General features: G+C 41.9%; 16 protein-coding genes. 2 read left to right on the top strand and 14 right to left on the bottom strand.

The annotated features are described in order from the left end of the window. Window positions 1–78 precede the first annotated feature (78 nt). Genes BMW86_RS19265 through spt form a run of 9 tightly spaced genes read right to left on the bottom strand, consistent with a single transcriptional unit; the run spans window position 79 to window position 10408 of the window. Window positions 79–1053, bottom strand: a complete 975-nt coding sequence (locus BMW86_RS19265; protein ID WP_255372952.1) for a phosphatase PAP2 family protein — start codon at window positions 1051–1053, stop codon at window positions 79–81. 6 nt (window positions 1054–1059) lie between these two features. Next, entirely contained in the window at window positions 1060–2319 is a 1260-nt protein-coding gene (locus tag BMW86_RS19260; protein WP_089783337.1) for a DUF4833 domain-containing protein, read from the bottom strand. A gap of 13 nt (window positions 2320–2332) precedes the next feature. Continuing rightward, a complete protein-coding gene (locus tag BMW86_RS19255) occupies window positions 2333–4885 on the bottom strand; it encodes a DUF5686 and carboxypeptidase-like regulatory domain-containing protein (protein ID WP_089783336.1) in 2553 nt (850 codons plus the stop codon). Between the two features lie 9 nt (window positions 4886–4894). Further along, entirely contained in the window at window positions 4895–5266 is a 372-nt protein-coding gene (locus BMW86_RS19250) for a GtrA family protein (protein WP_089783335.1), read from the bottom strand. Continuing rightward, window positions 5267–5725 (bottom strand): phosphatidylglycerophosphatase A family protein, encoded by a 459-nt coding sequence (locus tag BMW86_RS19245; RefSeq protein WP_089783334.1) that lies wholly within the window; start codon window positions 5723–5725, stop codon window positions 5267–5269. Beyond that, window positions 5709–7046, bottom strand: a complete 1338-nt coding sequence (locus tag BMW86_RS19240; RefSeq protein ID WP_089783333.1) for an inositol-3-phosphate synthase — start codon at window positions 7044–7046, stop codon at window positions 5709–5711. Before BMW86_RS19240 ends, BMW86_RS19245 begins: the two co-directional genes overlap by 17 nt. Before the next feature lie 19 nt (window positions 7047–7065). Next, window positions 7066–8049: an NAD-dependent epimerase/dehydratase family protein gene (locus BMW86_RS19235; RefSeq protein WP_089783332.1), complete on the bottom strand. Its 984-nt coding sequence runs from the start codon at window positions 8047–8049 to the stop codon at window positions 7066–7068. Beyond that, window positions 8046–9206: a hypothetical protein gene (locus tag BMW86_RS19230; RefSeq protein ID WP_089783331.1), complete on the bottom strand. Its 1161-nt coding sequence runs from the start codon at window positions 9204–9206 to the stop codon at window positions 8046–8048. Before BMW86_RS19230 ends, BMW86_RS19235 begins: the two co-directional genes overlap by 4 nt. Next, entirely contained in the window at window positions 9203–10408 is a 1206-nt protein-coding gene (gene spt, locus BMW86_RS19225; RefSeq protein ID WP_089783330.1) for a serine palmitoyltransferase, read from the bottom strand. The genes BMW86_RS19230 and spt overlap by 4 nt, the downstream gene beginning before the upstream one ends. Window positions 10409–10841: 433 nt before the next feature. Between spt and BMW86_RS19220 the strand changes: the two genes are divergently transcribed. Next, entirely contained in the window at window positions 10842–11879 is a 1038-nt protein-coding gene (locus tag BMW86_RS19220; protein WP_143056622.1) for a hypothetical protein, read from the top strand. A gap of 53 nt (window positions 11880–11932) precedes the next feature. Here BMW86_RS19220 and BMW86_RS19215 read toward each other — a convergent pair whose 3' ends face one another. The 5 genes from BMW86_RS19215 to BMW86_RS19195 all read right to left on the bottom strand — a co-directional run bounded on the left by BMW86_RS19215 (window position 11933) and on the right by BMW86_RS19195 (window position 16448). Next, window positions 11933–12553 carry a GNAT family N-acetyltransferase gene (locus tag BMW86_RS19215; RefSeq protein ID WP_089783328.1) on the bottom strand — a complete coding sequence of 207 codons (621 nt, stop codon included), beginning with the start codon at window positions 12551–12553 and terminating at the stop codon, window positions 11933–11935. A gap of 96 nt (window positions 12554–12649) precedes the next feature. Then, window positions 12650–13405, bottom strand: a complete 756-nt coding sequence (locus BMW86_RS19210; protein ID WP_089783327.1) for a ThuA domain-containing protein — start codon at window positions 13403–13405, stop codon at window positions 12650–12652. Window positions 13406–13459: 54 nt separating this feature from the next. Next, window positions 13460–14365, bottom strand: coding sequence for a helix-turn-helix domain-containing protein (locus BMW86_RS19205; RefSeq protein WP_089783326.1), 906 nt, complete (start codon window positions 14363–14365; stop codon window positions 13460–13462). 98 nt (window positions 14366–14463) lie between these two features. Continuing rightward, window positions 14464–15738, bottom strand: a complete 1275-nt coding sequence (locus BMW86_RS19200; RefSeq protein ID WP_089783325.1) for an NAD(P)/FAD-dependent oxidoreductase — start codon at window positions 15736–15738, stop codon at window positions 14464–14466. A 14-nt stretch (window positions 15739–15752) separates the two neighbouring features. Then, window positions 15753–16448, bottom strand: coding sequence for an SDR family NAD(P)-dependent oxidoreductase (locus BMW86_RS19195; RefSeq protein ID WP_089783324.1), 696 nt, complete (start codon window positions 16446–16448; stop codon window positions 15753–15755). Window positions 16449–16670: 222 nt separating this feature from the next. On the opposite strand from BMW86_RS19195, the gene BMW86_RS19190 reads away from it, so the two are divergent. Further along, on the top strand, window positions 16671–17879 hold the full coding sequence (locus BMW86_RS19190; RefSeq protein WP_218149165.1) for an efflux RND transporter periplasmic adaptor subunit: 1209 nt from the start codon (window positions 16671–16673) through the stop codon (window positions 17877–17879). Window positions 17880–17884 lie beyond the last annotated feature (5 nt).

The following is a 17884-nucleotide window of genomic DNA, read 5'->3' as shown; positions in this document are numbered from 1 at the left end:
TCACAATTTTAACAAAAACAATGGGAAATAATTAACATATATTTAAATGTAATACGATAGTAATTCAGGTTAAACAGACTAAATAATCATTTTGTATAATCCTGCAACCATCCTTTTATAAATAGCACTCCTTATCAGCACATACTTATAAAAAATGATGGTGATAGCTGCACACGCAATACCTGCCACTACATCCAGCACATAGTGATGACTGTTATAAATAGCAGAGAACCAGATTCCCACAGCAATCAGTGCAAACAATGCCTGGAATCCCTTCTTTACATGATACCTTGAATAATATAATACTACCAGCGGATAAGCGGAATGCAGGGATGGCATCGCTGCAAATACATTGGAACTTTTGGAATACAATGCAGTGAATATATTCACCTGTAAATGCTGATCAAACCTTGTTAATCCTGCAGGATTACCGGCCGTGTGTGCAATGAAATCAAATCCATGTAACTGCACATACCAGGGTGGAGCTGCCGGGTAGATATAATACACCACAAAACCCACAAGATTTACCAGTAAGAAGGTAGCTGAAAAGTGTATGAATGCCTGTCTGTCGTTATAGAACAGATAGGCAGCGAAAGCCAGTGGTACCGGTACCCAGCATAAATAAAAGATCCCGGACGTAATATCTATCCAGGATTGTGAATGTGATAACCAGTATTCGTTGGGAGTTACTTTTACACCATTTACAACTACACCGAAAAGAGATTTTTCTGCGTCGTAAAGGTCCTTAATATGCACAGTATTATACAGGTAATTAGGGAAGGCTTTCATGTAATCAAACAGGATCCAGTATACGATGAAAATGGAGAATCCCGTAATCAGATGACGTGTATGCCAGGAGAAGTAATAACAGGCGTTAAAAATAACCACAAGCCATAACTGGTCGGTTTTGAAGCCAACCAGCCAGGCTGATAGCAACAGGTAGGCAATACTTATAGTTGTAGTAAACAGTAGTGTTCTAATATCGAAACGTCCTTTGGTCGTCATGCTTTTTGCACTTTTAATACTCGCAGGACTATCACGCTGAATCATCATTCTTTCTTATGGCTTAATTTGCTCCTTGATCTCTTTCCCACTGGCAGGATCAATTCCTTTCAACTCTATATATACAACATTCGGGAACCAGAAACTCCCACCTTCAATCTGCAAATAAATACGGTTAAGGATGGCCATCGTATTCCCGATCTTTGCATAAATGTGATAATCACCTGTAGGAGATTTCATCAGGTACATATCCTTCTTTGCGTAAGCAACCGAATGCACTGAGTACTTATCATTACCCAGAGACTTTACTTTGATACCGTAAGCAAATTTACGTTGTATGTAGTTCAGGTCTTTTTTCTCTCCGCCATCTGCATACCTCATCCAGTAAACGCTCACCGGTTCATCTTCATCCAGTGTACCATCCTTTTGAATATTCAGATCGTAGATAATGGTATTGATATTAGGCGTACGCTGCATGTAAAATAACATATGCGGTATGTTACTGGGCACAGGGAACACCGGTTCTCCGATATGTTTACCAGTATCTTTACCATCTCCTGTAAAAGTTGCATTACCATGTCCTGCAAAAGTCATCAGCGGTAATGCCAATAAAACCAGTCCTACGGACAATGCCTTTTTAGCATCCATGAGACGGCCGATAGCAGTCACGTTGGTCATGATAGCCATTACAAACAGCGGGATAGTGAAGATGGAGATAGTCTCGAATATATGGAAAGGGATACCTGGTACAAACAGTTTGTAATCCCCGCCAATATAATGTGCCGTGATGCCACAGGCAATCGCCGATACAGAGATGATCACTACCCTCTCCGGACGCTGCATTAAACCACCTTTACATTCTATTCCCAGTCCTTCTGCACGTGCCCTGGTATAACTTACCATCATAGAGCCAATCAGTGCGATGAAGGCAAATATGGAACTCAGGAAGTAGTGATGTCCTATCAGGTAATAACAGATGCCGAAGAATAATACCATTTCGCTGTAGCGGTCCAGTACAGAATCGAACAGGGCACCAAAACGGGAACCCATATTACCCAGGCGGGCTACCTGCCCGTCCAGCATATCAAATAACCCGGCAAACAGTGTTAATGCGCCTGCCCAGCCCACATAAGATAAATCTCCGCGATGTCCTTCCTCTACTCCTGATACGAATATGATAACTACACCTATATTTAATGCGAACCCTATAAGGGTGACAGCATTGGGAGTAAGTCCCATTTTGATCAGCCCTTTTACTATCGGGTTGATCACCAGATAAATCAACTGTTGTAATTTATCCCTCCATTGCTTGTTCATGCTCAGTTACTGTTTAAAAATCAAATCTGAAACGTGCCCTTATCCCGTATTGAGATACTCCCGGATTGTTCAGGTACGTAAAACGCCTTACGAGGTCTACCCTCAAAAGCTTGAATATATTGGCAATACCTATACTACCCTCTATATAAGGCCGCTGACCCAGTGTATAAGTAACCGGTATGTTCGTGGCATCCTTAGAGAACTGGATCAGTGACGGATCTTTATTCGGATTGTTTTCAGGACGGAGTCCACCGTATAAGACCTTGACTGCTGCCACTTCTCTGAACTTCAGCCTCTTGAACAGCGGAATTTTGTTAAAGATAAAACCGTTAAAGTTATGATCAATATTAATACTTGCATACCTGTCACTCACAAATTCCAGGAAGTTCATTAAGTTATATGACTCCAGCTGGTAAGCATACGACTGGTTCGCACGGTGCACGGTCAGCAGCGGATAAGGCAGCTTACCAAAGATATAACCACCTTCCAGTACGATCTCACTATACCCCAGTTGAGACAGATAGGCCATCTTATAAATATTCAGAGAGATATTCTGATAGTTGTAACCGCTTCCTACTATACCTTTCACCCCTGCAATACCCCTGAGTGTAAAGATAGGATACTTATTGGCGATAGGAATACGGTAAACTTTACCCTGATAAAACTGCTCATGAGGAGCCCAGCGTAATTCCAGGGAGAACTCCGCTGTTTTAATCGGATCTCTTCCATCTGATGTGATAGGGTCCGTGTTTTTATAATACTTCAGCTCACCGGCAGGTGTTTGTGTCCAGTGTTTGAAACCGGCATCAAAAGAGAAGTGATTATTATACTCGTTCAGATAATGCGCGATGTAAATATCATTGTACAACCACTTGTTATTATCTCCCCTTTTAAAAGACAAAAGGAAGTTATCTTCCTGTATAAACTGGAGTTCCTGACCGGGTATTTTCGTTTCGCGCTGTGCACTTACAGTGATAGACCGGATAGGGAATTCGTAAATCGACTTATGATTTAATGCATAGGTTGCCCCCAGATAGCCTTTCCATTGCTTATCCTTAAAACCATAAGCGGCATACGTTTCCACATAGAAGCTCTTATTCAGTTTAGGCGTTGATCTTCCACCAAAACGCAACCTGAAACCTTCTACCGGGTTAAAGCTGTAAAAAGCATTTACCGGACCTACTTCAAAAGGACCTACCGACTTATAACCTGCCAGTAATAAGGTGGCTATTTCCATCGTTCTTTTGAACGATTTCATATGCTGCAGACTATCGATATTACTGTATACTTTGGATTCCGCAGTAGATAAAGTATCATGACGGTTATCTGCCCAGAAGCTGTCTGGTTTCTGTAACTTCTCATCTTCTTCTACCAGCGATGGTCCTTTGTAAAAATCTTCCGGCATGGGTTTGTTAATCTCCATGTTTTTGATGGAAACCACACGTTCTCCATAAATACCGCTACGTCCCTTAAACACGCCAAAGTCCGCACGCATGGTGCTTCTGTTCATGAAGTACCTGCCGTCCGGTGTTTTTTCAAAGTCCAGATACAGATGGAAATCACGTACCCAGTTCAGGTTAATGTCTTTGTTGGCCGTCATATCCGCTTTCTGTACGGCGTAGTTGCCATCCAGTGTGATATACATTTTACCTTCCAGTAAGAGATCCGTTTTACTACGGGGATAAAACTCCAGTTCTATTAACTTTTGTCCATCGGGTGTAGCAATTGTATCCGCGATATAGTATTTGTAAAAAGTTGGACCAGCATTGGCGATAGGGCTCAGGAACTGGTTGGTAAACAACATCATATTGTTGTCGTACATGTCCACGTCCTGGTAAATATGCCTCATGTAGGCATTCAATCCCTGATTATCAATGTAGTTCTCGAAATTCACCTTTTTATCAGCGGTAACGATCACCCTCTTTTTCTCCGGGGATTTTCTGTAGTAAACGTCTGCCAGTTTCTCTTCCAGATAAACAGGTAACAGGGATTTACCCTCCATTTTGGTAGTATCCTGGTTATCGAAGATAAACTTGTACTTTTTCGTAAAACGACCGTTCTGTACTTTGGAAGACAGGTTACTCAGGGCAAATTCCATCTTCTCGTACTGGTTGTATTGCGCATAATCGTAGTGTTCCATCCGGTTCTTATCCCGGTTATCGATCACTAAGCGGATCAGTTCCACCGCCGGATTATCCTTATTGCGGTATTTTTCTTTTTTCTTCTTTACGACAAACTCATTCAGTGTTTTACTGGTACTTTCCAGTCTGAAGTTTACTGTTTGTTCCGTCCCCCGGACAATGCGTTTATCTACGGTTTTATAACCCATAAATGCAACACGTATACTGTCTTTGGTAGCATCAAACTCCAACTCAAAACGCCCGCTGGCATCTGTAGCCGTCCCAATGCTAGTGCCCGGGATGAATACATTCACGAAAGGCAGCGGTGACAGGTTTTTACTGTCGGTTATCTGTCCTTTCACTTTAGTCGTTTGAGCAGATGCTATATTAAAGCTAAAAGCGATCAGTAAAACAACACCAGCTATTATATTTTTAATTCCATTCATCTATCAAGATCATTTAAAAACGAATCGCTTCTGTATTATATAGTTATAGGTAAAACCTACGATTAAAGCCACTGTAATTTTCGCGTAAACATAAGGCAATATTTCATAATTTACCAGTATCCAGACGCCTCCTGTATTCAGCAACATATTGCCCACCCATACAAGTATATATTTGACCGCCTGTACACTGATTGCCTTATTTTCCTTCTCAAATACCCACTGTCTGTTTACAAGAAAGTTGGTAACACCACCCGCAACGTTACCGGCTATATTAGCCGCTAAATACCAGCATCCCAGGTAGTTAAGTAAAAGAGATGTTGAATAATCCACTCCTGTAGCGGCCAGTGAAGAGGCCTGCGCCTTTATAAACTTCCACGGCATCTACAGCAGGTTAAAATAAAATACCACCTGTAAAATCAGGTTTGAATAAATTCCCGCCAGCACATCGTCGAACATCACCCCCCATCCGCCTGGCAGTACTTCCAATCGCCTTATTAACAAAGGCTTACGGATATCGAAAAAGCGAAACAATACTAATCCTGCCAGCACATATTTCCAGTTTACAGGCAGGAAAAGCAGGCTGATACACATGCCTGCCACTTCATCAATCACTACTTTTTTATCGTCTTTGCCCCAGTAGGGCTCTACTTCATTTCCGGACCAAACGCCCAGTAAGGTAATGGCAATGGTAAAAATTAAAGGACCGTATCCCGGCTGATGCCGGCCAGCCAGCACCAGGTACCAGCAAAGCGCTGCCACAGCAGCTGCGACCGTTCCGCCGCCTTTACCGATGTACCCGATGCCGAGACTGGTAGCCATCATTTTATGTATTCTGATCATCCGTTGAAAATATTTCTTCGTAGTAGTCCAGTCCCAGGTGGGTGATCAGGTCTTCACCCATCAGGTAACGGAGCGTATTGTGCAATTTGGCTAATTGTTTAAAAATGTCATGTTCGGGTCGTAATCCCGGCGCTGTCTGAGGTGATTTGAAATAGAATGACAACCACTCCTGTATCCCGCTCATACCTGCACGTTTGGCAAAATCGATGAACAAAGCAAGGTCCAGCACAATGGGTGCTGCCAGTATTGAATCCCGGCACAGGAAGTTTACTTTTATCTGCATTTTATACCCTAACCACCCAAAGATATCAATGTTATCCCAACTCTCTTTATTGTCTTTACGCGGAGGGTAATAATTGATCCTGATTTTGTGGTACAAATCCCCGTATAAATCCGGCGAAAGTTCAGGTTGCAGTATGTCTTCCAGCACGCCCAGCTTGGAAACTTCCTTGGTTTTAAAATTATCAGGATCGTCCAGCACCCAGCCGTCACGGTTACCTAATATATTCGTGGAAAACCAGCCTTCCAAACCCAAAGCACGAGCCTGAAGACCAGGGGCCAGGATGGTTTTCATTAGAGTCTGACCTGTTTTGAAATCTTTACCGCCGATTGGAGTGGCTGTTTTCTGAGCCAGTTCAGTCAGGGCAGGGATATCGCAGGTAAGATTAGGCGCTCCGTTGGCGAAAGGGATGCCCATACTGATGGCCGCATACGCGTAGATCATACTGGGAGCAATGCGGGCATCGTTATCTTTCAGGCCCTGTTCAAACTTAGCCAGGGACGAATGTACGTCTGCCGCCTCATGGTATATCTCCGTAGAGCCACACCAAACCAGTACGATACGGTCGCAACCGTTCTTTTCCTTAAAGTCTGTAATGTCTTTTTTTACGGCTTCAGCCAGATCATAACGTGTTTTAAACTCTTTTACGTGTGTGCCATCGAGGTTCTTAACAAAACTTTTGTCAAATGCGGCCTTCATGGGTACAATAGATTCCAGTTCAGGACGAACGGATTCCAGGAGAAAGCGGTCCAGTACCTCTGCTTTTACAGCCGCTGTGTAAACATTATCTTCATAAACGTCCCATCCACCAAATACTAAATCATTGAGGTTAGCTAATGATACGAAATCCTTGATGAAGGGGTTTCTATTTTCCGTTCTTTTACCCAGGCGGATATTACCCATCTGTGTAACAGAACCAACAGGTTTTGAGAGCCCTTTTTTAATTGCTTCTACTCCTGCGATAAACGTGGTGGCAACAGCGCCAAGTCCGGGTATTAATATACCCAACTTACCCTGTGCCTCTTTGATTTGATGTTTCATTGGTTTACTTTAATTTAATCTAAAACCATTTATTGTTGGTGTACCATTCAAAAGTCTCTTTCATGCCTTTTTCAAGGTTATAAGCGGGATTGTAACCAAGATCCCTCTTAATTTGCTGTATGTTACAGTTCCAGCTGGGGGCGCTCACTTCCAGCAGTTTATCGTTGTTCAGTAATGGAATACCACGACTCACCTTCTCTAAAAGGGTGATTGCAGGCTTAGCCAATGCAAGGGGCACATGAATCCTTAGCATACGTACGCCAAAAATGCGCCGGGAGATGTCTGCCAGCGCATATCTGCTATAAGTATGTCCGTCGGATATATTATATCCCGTTTGTATGGAAGGCGCTGTTAATGCCAGTACCACTGCATCAGCAAGGTCTTTCACATACACAAAACTCAGTTGCTGGGGTCCCTTTCCCATATGAAATTCAAACCCTTTTTTAAATGTTTTGAACAGCACAAACAGGTCCTTTTCCAGAGGACCATATATCGCTGTGGGTCTCAAAACAATCCATGGCAAGGCAGTCATTGTGGCCAGGTACTTTTCTGCCCGCAGCTTGCTTTTGCCATACAGGGTAACCGGATTGGCATCTGCTCCGTCAGGCACAGGCCACGCTGCATTGTAAGCAACCGGGCCCAGAGCAGCCAGACTGCTGATGAATACAAATTTCTTCAGCGGGATAGCTGCCTTTTGGGCAGCCTGCGCCAGATTCAGTGTATACATCGCATTTACTGCATCGTATTCCGCCCCTGTACGTGCTTTGGTGATACCGGCCGCATGAATGATGTAATCATACTGATGCTCTTCCAGGAGTCTGCATAAACTCTCCTGGTCCGTATAATCAGGAATAACATACCTGAGGTTAAAATGTTGCAGATGGGAAATCTTACTGGAAGATCTGATAGCAGCATGTACTTCCATACCGGCATCATAAGCTGCCGATATCAGATGATATCCTACAAATCCACTGGCACCGGTAATTAAGATCCTTGGTTTCATAATGATTTTTCGTAGATCCTGTAACGCTTGTAAGGATCTGCATTTATATGCTTCAGCGCTTTGTTCATGAGATCATTATGTTCCAGTATCCAGGAGGCTTCTGCAAACTCGATTCCTTTCTGCCAGCTTCTTTGAATCAGTTCTCCGTAGAAACAGGCTTCTATTCCCATTTTCCGGTAAGGTTCCAGTACCCCAAGGGCTATTACACGCACGGCCTTTACCTTTTTGCGGTTGAACAATAATTTGAAAATACCGGACGGTAATAAGCGTCCGCGTTTTATTTTGATAAAAACCTGGTTCATATCCGGGATACAGAGTGCAAATCCTATTGCTTTGCCATTCTGTTCTGCTACCAGACAAAAATCCGGGTCCATGATCAGTTTCATATCATTGGCGAGATAGTCGAACTCCTTTTCGGTCATAGGAACAAAACCCAGGTTTTCATTCCAGGCATTGTTATAGACTTCATGGATTTTCTTCACCTCTTCCTTATATTTTTTCATATTCACCCTGCGGATAGTGATATCCCGTTTTGCCAGCCTTTCCTTTAACATAGGCATCAGCCGGTACGGTTTATCATCCAGTGCATTCACGGTGATCTTCCAGGCCAGCAGGGTTACTTTCTCCCGCAGACCTGCACTTTCCAGCAGATCAATATAATAGGGACGGTTGTAAGTCATCATGATCACCGGCGCAGTGTCGAACCCTTCTATCAGGAGCCCGCAGGTTTCGTTGGTAGAGAAGTTCACCGGTCCTATAATGGTTTTTAATCCATGCCCTTTGAGCCAGCTGGTAGCGGCATTCAACAGGGCATCGCTTACGTCTTTATCATTGATACAGTCGTAAAAACCAAAGAAGCCATCCAGTGCGTTATTGAAAGTATTATGATTGTTATTGTTGATGGCGGCAATCCTGCCCACTACAGTATCATGACGGTAAGCCAGGAACAGCTGCACCACTGAATGTTCATGAAAAGGATGTTTATTCCAGGAAAGCATGTCCCGCTGTGCGATGAAGAGTTCCGGTACATAATTATCGTCGTACCGGTAAAGCTCATGGGGGAAATCGATAAAGAGCTGGAGTTCTTTTTTGGAGGTAACACGCTGAATACGCAAACTTGTGTCCGACCTGGTTGGTTTCTCTAATGTCTCTATCATATTTTTACCTTTAAAGGAATTCCCGCCTGTATGAAGGCGTCTGATAATTTTTCGACCGCCGTTTCTATCTGGCTGAATGTATGACTGGCCATGAGGGAAAATCTGATCAGCGTTGCGTCCGGGGATACTGCCGGGGGAACTACAGGGTTTACAAATACCCCTTCGTCCTGCAGTAAACGGGTGATATAAAATACCTTTTCCTCATCCCTGATATAAATAGGTATAACGGGAGTTTCGGATACTTCCCCCATATCGAACCCATATTCATTTAATAATGTGCGGGCATAATTGGTATTCTCCCACAGGCGTTGAATATGTTCAGGTTCTGAAGTGATAAGGTCCAGGGCTGCTATTACACTGGCCGCAGAAGCGGGTGTCATGCTGGCGCTGAAGATCAGCGACCTGGCAGTATGCTTCAGGTATTCGATCATATCATTATCTCCGGCGATAAAACCACCCAGGGAAGCCAGCGACTTGCTGAATGTTCCCATGATGAAGTCTACCTGGTCTGTTAACCCGAAGTGAGAAGCAGTACCTGCGCCCTGCTGGCCCAGTACGCCTAAACCATGTGCATCATCTACCATTACATTGGCGCCATATGTTTCTGCCAGGGCCACGATTTCCGGTAAACGGGCGATATCCCCTTCCATACTGAATACACCATCTACAGCGATCAGTCTCAGAGATGATTGCGGAAGTACCTGTAGTTTTGCTTCCAGGTCTTCCATATTATTATGACGGAACTTGATCACTTTTGAAAAAGAAAGGCGGCTCCCATCTATAATGGAAGCATGATCCAGTTCATCCAGCAGGATGTAATCATTACGGCCGGTCACACTGGACAGTAGTCCCAGGTTAGCCTGGAAGCCTGTGCTGAACACAATTGCCGATTCTTTTCCTACAAACTTCGCCAGTTTGTTTTCCAGTTCCAGGTGAAGGTCCAGTGTTCCATTCAGGAATCTCGAACCTGCGCAGCCAGTGCCGTATTTTGCAATAGCCTGCATGGCTGCTTCTTTTATTTTCGGGTGATTGGTAAGCCCCAGGTATGAATTGGAACCAAACATCAATACCTTCTTCCCGTCTATAAAAACTTCTGTGTCCTGGGAGGATGAGATAGGTCTGAAATAGGGATAAATTCCCTTTTCTTTTGTACTATTCACCCTGGCCAACATGGCCATTTTCGATCCTAACATTTTGCTCATCTCATAAATCTTAAAGACATAACACCGCCTCAGACTTCTGGCAAATCTGAAAATCTGTAGCTGTTGAAAACAACAGGGAACAGACCTGCAAACGCGCAGTGTCGAAATAATATAATATGCAGTATGCGAGTTGTAGTTTAAGCAGTTCTCTAATCGGGACGCCTAACAGTTTGAGAGTTGTGGTTCAAGCAAATAAAATGGTGGTCCAAACAGCTTTGAAGTTGTAGTTTAAGTAACTGCAGGAAAGGTTTTTTGCCTAATTCCTGACTATGGCACGAAATTAGTCAAAAAAACTATATCACATACAAAAAAATATAAATGGACAACAAAAGATTACACATATACAACAATTGCCAGTTTGTTATATAATGTAATTAAACCATTTGTAAATTAATGAGTCAAACTTAATACGCGTTTTAAAAACCTTTATTTTATGCAACTCCGCTATTTTTTGCCGGCCCTGTTCCTAATGTTGCTGACTGTTACTGTAAAAGCACAGGATCAGCCTGATCAGGATTCTACAGGCTTACCCGGCGATAACTTCAGTCTTCAGGGCGCCCTGGAGATGTTCAAACAATCCTCTTCTCCCGAAGCTTTTGAAAAAGCGCTGAACTCGGAAGAAAATAAGGTGAATAACCTGGACCTGAATGGCGATGGTAACATCGATTATATCAAGGTGATTAATAAAAAAGATGGTGATGTACAGGTATTCATCCTGCAGGCAGTAGTGTCTGAAAGCGAAAGCCAGGATATTGCGGTGATCTCATTGCAGAAAACCGCGGAAGATAATGCCGTGATACAGATTGAAGGGGATAAAGATATTTATGGAGAGGCCAAGATTGCAGAACCGGCTGCGGAAGCTGATAATGCTTTCAATTATTCTCCGGCTACACATGGGCCTTCTGCATATTCTCCTGATGGTATTATTGTAAATGTCTGGTTCTGGCCCTGTGTACGGTTCGTATACGCCCCTGCTTATGTAGTATGGGTATCGCCATGGACCTGGTATTCACATCCGGTATGGTGGCGCCCATGGAGACCAATGCCATGGCATTATTACCATCCGTATTACTATCGTTATAATACCCGCTACGTAGTAGTGAACACCCGCAGAATTGCGCCTGCACGTGTGATGTATCGCCCTTACAGGACCAGTTCCGTAACCGTGATCAACCGTAACAGGGTGGTAGTGAATAACTACCGCGTAACACGTGGTACAAGGACTTATAACAATAATTATCAGCCTTCAAGGATAACGAATGGTAATTCAGGTGGAAGAACTTATCAGCCTTCAAGAGTAGGTGGTAATACCGGTGGTAGAACTTACCAGCCTTCCAGAGTAGGTAATGGTAATACCGGCGGCAGAACCTATCAGCCATCAAGATCTTCCGGTTCAGGTGGAAGGACTTACCAGGGTGGCAGGTCTTCTAATGAAAGATCTTCCTCCAGAGCAGGAAGAAGTCGTAACTAATCCAATATTTTACAAAAAAGCTGCTTAGAGGATTTCTCTAAGCAGCTTTTTTTTTAATTATTTTTCAAAGCAGTTTTGTACGACTCTCTGGTGCAAAAAGCCAGGTGAGCAGTTTTTTCGGGCAATGTGATGAGGCGTTGGTATTCAAATCCAGCACGTTTATTCAGGAGATGTATTTTTTCATTCCTGGCATCAGGTTCTACGATGAGTCTCTTTACGCTGGCATCATTAAAGAGAAAATCCATGATGATAGTAAATACATTCCAGGTGAAATTTTTGATGGGTGTACCGGGAGGAGACATCAGGATATGAAATCCGTAATCACCGGGTTGTGCGTCATAATATTGCCCTATACGATCCTTTTCTGCATCATAAAATTCAACCAGGAATGCAGGTTTATCATTATAAAATCCCATGAAAGGCTGTACATGCGGTGTATTAATAAGACCTGCATACATGTCAGTCACTTTTTCTATAGTGCTGTTCTGCAATTGCCAATATACGGCATACTCCTTATTCACCCATTCATGTATCAGGGGAATGTCTTTTTCCAGCTGTAATGGTCTCAAATGAAAATAACCGGCAGCGGGGATAATCTTATCGAAAAAAGTGCCATTTTGAGGACATAGAAATGCGGGTATCTGGTCACCACATTTGTTACGCTGTTGTTGCATATCTGTTTGCTATATATGGGTTCGCGAAGCTATCGTAAAAAGGTTTGGAGGGATGATCAAAAGCGGAATTTAATTTACGCAAGCGGGAAGAATTCATTATTTTCCAGCAGCCCAGCTGATTGCATTCCTGAAAATGGTCTGATAAGCTGCATTCTCAAATAAATCAGGAGAATGCCCCATGAAAATATAAATATTCCGGGCCTTATATTCAGGGTTAGTCCATATTACAGGATGATCTCCCATCTTCTTTTCTGAAGCAGGTACATAAGAGGATTCATCCACATTGGCAATTACGTGTACATTTGGACGTGGGCTTTTATCATAGATATACCACTCTTCTGTTTTCACGGAAAAAGTAGCAGGTACTCCCCGCATGACCGGATGTTTGCTATCTTCTACATGCACCTCTCCTACAGCAAAATCGGCGATATAATCTTTCCAGCGGATATCACCCATGAACTGGTGGAACCATTCCCACATGGGATAACCGTCAAACTCACCCAGCAATGTGGCATGATGAAATCCTATCCATCCTCCCCTACCCTCTGTGATATATTCCTCAAAAGCCTTTACGGCTTTTTCTTTCCAGGCATAAGGAGCGTAATCCAGCTGTATAAAAAGCTGGTACCTGCGCAGGTAAGCATCATCAATGCTATCTGTGTTCTGAATATAGTCAATTGTGAAGTTGCTGTCTATGGCAAGGCGGTTCAGCCATTCTTTTGCAGCTTTGGAGTAAGCCACATGATGTCCTCCATTCTCATACAGCGCCAGTACCCTGAAGCGTGGTTTGGCAGTAGTATTAAGAGATAATAACAGGGTGGTAATGCTCACCAGCAATAGCATCTTTTTCATAACTATTACTAATGTATAGCTTTACTTTTAAATGATCAATACGCTTAACAAGTTTTATTTTATTGCGCCTTTATACTTACTTGGAGAGATACCGGTGTGTTTTTTGAAAAACTTACTAAAGAAAAACTGATCACTAAACTGCAATTGTTCCGCTACAGTTGCAACTGACAGCCCGAGATCACCCAGCATTATTTTTGCTTCCATAATCACAATTTCATCTATCATTTCACCACAGGTTTTATTGGTTATTTCTTTCACCATTTTAGTAAGGTGCTTAGGTGTTATATAGAGTGCATCTGCATAGAATTGTACCCCGCGTTCTTCCCTGAAATGTTGAAAAAGCAACTTTACAAACGATGTTAATATCTCTTCTTTCCTGGTTAACTTTACTTCTTCGTTGGGTCGGTACTTTTTAAATAAAGCAGCCACTTCAAACATAAAAATATTAAACCCATGATGAATTATTTCCGTCTTAAACGGATGTTCATATGCCGGATCCTCCGCTTTACGCAACATTTTTATAACTCCATGTAATGCATCAACATCTTCCTGCTGCAATAATAAACAAGGATTATTTTGTGGTGAGAAGAAACCAAAAGATGGTATATGCTTTTCGTTAAACCGGGCCTGTCCTAAAAAATCATGTGAAAAGTTAACCACTATAGCGATGGCTTCATCATTATGTCCCTGAAACTGGTGTATAGTATTGAAAGGAATAATTATAAGGCTGTTCTTTTTTATATGGTAATTAACCAGATTGATTTGAAAATCCACTTCCCCCTCAAGTACCAGCGCAATTGAAAAATGATCTGAACGCAAAGGCCTCCCCAACATCCCCTCATTAGGTTTTACCTCATCATTCCTGAAAGTGAGAAAATCTTTAGCAGGATGCTTTCGGCCAACATCAGTACTGACGTCACTTATTGTATAAGTATGAATGGAAGAGGTATTGGCTTTCATAAACTTAACATGACAATTAACACGAATGAAAAACCAAATTAATTAAATTAAACCAGATTCTGTATTCTTCTCACTCCCTGTTTATGGAATTTAACAATCTATGTTCTTGAAGATGGTCTGATGATCATACGTAATACCTGGTCTTTTGTAAAATAGGCCAGCATCCAGTTATAAAAAGTTTTAACACGGTTACGATGATTGGCTAAATAGGTTAAATGTATAAACAGCCACATCACCCAGGCAATAAATCCATTAAAATGCATTTTTTGTTTTGGCATATCTGCCACCGCTTTTTTACTGCCAATAATAGCCATCGATCCCTTATCAAAATAAGTAAATGGTTTAAGGGGTTTGTTACTATTAATTGCCATTAAATTATGAGCAAGGTTTTTGCCCTGCTGCATAGCTACCTGTGCTACCTGGGGATGGCCATTGCTATAGTTTGAGTCACTGGTTTGCAAAGCAATATCCCCAATAGCAAAAATGTTAGAAAAACCATTTACAGTATTGTACGGGTCCACCCATAAACGATTCCCATTTCCATATGAACTTTGGGGGATACCTGGAAATACCTCGCCGGTAACGCCGGCCGCCCATATTAAAATTTTAGCAGGTATAATTTCACCCGTAGATAACATTAACATATCATCTACATAATCCGTTACACGTGCGCCAAGCTTGATATTTACCCCCATATCCTCTAATTTATTATAAGTATAGGCTTGCGAAGTCTCACTCATTGCAGATAGTAAGGAGTGATGACTATCTACTAAATAGATACCACCAACATGATCAATCAGTTCAGGATAATCTTTGGGCAAAATACTTTTTGTCATTTCGGCCAGCATACCGGCTATTTCTATCCCTGTTGGCCCACCACCTACAATAACAGTAGTAGTTAACTTTTTCTTTTCAGCAATATCCGTTACCCTTGTGGCTGTTTCAATTTGCTGAAGCAAATAATTACGCATATTGATAGCATCATCCAATGTTTTCATGGGTAACGCATTTGCTTCGATGTTTTTCAGATTTAAATAATTGCTTTTAGTACCGGTAGCTAAAACCAGGTAATCATATTCCATCTCACCTACATCAAGCAATACCTTATTTTCTGCTGGTAAAATTTCAACCAACCGGCCTAAATAGAAGTTAATATTCTTTTTACCCTGCAGCAATTTCCGGTAAGGATAACTTATACTGGAAACCTCTAAAAATCCTGTAGCCACCTGGTATAACAGCGGCGGGAAAAAATTATAATTATTTCTGTCAATCAATGTAATATGATAACCAGGCTTTTTTTGTAGATTTTTAGCCAGGTTTAACCCCGCAAAACCACCACCTACTATTACTACCTTCTTTTGAGTATGTTCCATAATTTAATTATTGATTAATGATCATTGTGCATCCATTGAAACAGCCGGGCTTTATCTTTTGTATTGCCGTCATATAGATCCAGTATTAATGCTCCCAGCTCATCCGGACGGATATAATTATTCTGGGCCTCGTTTTTTTTCTTATCAGGATCTACATACAAATGATAGTACGCCATATTCGTATTCTTTATTTCTTCGAAAAACATTTTTGCCATTTCCTTTTGCATGCATAGCGATAAGCGGGTAAGTTTAGCCTGCTCTGCTTTTAAAGAATGTCCAGTGAAATCGATACTGATGAACATACCCTGCCTCGATTTTTTTATACCAATAAAGGATAGCCTGGCAGCAACAAAAAAAGCTGTTATATTTTGTTCAATAGTGCGCTCCCAATCTGTAATTTCTACCTGATTAAGAGGTTTAGTGAGTGTAGTGCTTTCAAAACAGGCAATACTCAGATCTATTTTACCAAAACGTTCTATGATATCATCTATCATTTGCTCCGCCTTATAAAAATCGGGATAATCAGCCAGCATGGTGATGATTGAACCGCTGCCGGTAACTGCTTCAATTTGTTTGATCCATAACAGATCTCTTGCGCTTTGCGCGGGTACTATAACAATTGCATTTTCTTTCAACAGCATTTTTGCAATGCTTATAGCTATTGCACCTTTACTCCCCGCTAATACCGCGACTTTATTTTTCAATGACATGTTATAAAGATTAACTGCTTGTAAAAACAATACAAATATTGGTATTAAAAAGAGATGTATCCATGTCTGAAAGTGGTAACAATATGTCTAAATAGCTCATTCAAATTCAGGGAAAAAGTTAATGCGACATATACACATGCTTTCACTCCTTACAGACATTTTTTAACGATTGTCTAACGCTCAACTTTGTGCCATCAATTACATCAATTAATGCATATAAGTATGAAAATGTCAATAACAACCAACCCGGTACTACTAATGATTCAATTGTCAACAGCATTGGTAGTGTTAATTTCATGCGGGGGAAAACCCAAGGCTGGCGGCCCGGGAGCAGGTGCCCCGACCGGCCCCGCACCTTATAAATCTGCAGAAGTATACTCAGGACCTGCTACCATGTTTTACAGCTATCCTGCTACTGTACAAGGTGAACAGAATGTTGAAATACGTCCTAAAGTTGATGGTTTTATCCAAAACATATTTGTAGATGAAGGAGCAACCGTACATAAAGGTCAGCCACTGTTTGAATTACGGAACCCGCAATACGAAGCCGCTGTAAGAAGCGCTGTTGCAGCTGTTAAGATAGCAGAGGCCGACGTTCAGACAGCAGAAATGGATGTAGAAAAGGTAAAACCCCTGGTGGAAAGAAAGATCATCAGCGATTATGAATTACAATCAAAACAGTATGCCTTAAATTCTAAAAAAGCTTCATTGGCATCAGCACAGGCCGATCTGGTTAACGCTAAGGTGAATGTAGGTTATACCTATTTAACAAGCCCCTCTAACGGTGTTATAGGAACCATACCCTATAAGGTTGGCAGTCTGGTAAGCAGCACATCAACCAACCCACTTACCACGGTTTATAACACGAATAACATTTACGTATACTTTTCTTTAAATGAAAAACAACTGCTTGAATTTTCAAGAACGGTAAAAGGTACAACACTTAAAGAAAAACTGGCTACCATGGCTGATGTATCACTGATACTTGCTGATGGCACTGAGTATCCGGAAAAAGGAAGAATTGTTACAGCCAGTGGTCTGATCAGTACGGAAACCGGATCAGTACGTTTCAGGGCTGATTTCCCCAACAAACCTGGCTTAATACTCAGCGGAAGCAGCGCTACGATAAAAGTCCCTGTTCAAATAGTGGATGCTTTGCTGATTCCTCAAAACGCCACTTATGATATGCAGGGTCAAAAATTTGTTTATACGCTAAGCGATAAAGATAGTACCGTAAATACCGGTGTAAGTGTATCTGCAAACCCTATAGGAAATCTATATGTGGTGGAAAGCGGTCTGAAAAAGGGTGATAAGCTTGTAGTAGAAGGCGTAGGTAACTTAAGGCCGGGTATGGCTATTAAACCGCAGCCTTCTAATCCCGACAGCTTATATGCTGATGCCGGTAAATCTATGGTTCACACAAAACTTTAAAATAT

This window comes from Chitinophaga sp. YR573 (assembly GCF_900110995.1).
Classification (GTDB): Bacteria; Bacteroidota; Bacteroidia; order Chitinophagales; family Chitinophagaceae; genus Chitinophaga.
The sequence above is the reverse complement of the archived record's forward strand: the minus strand, read 5'-3'. Positions and strand labels throughout refer to the sequence as shown.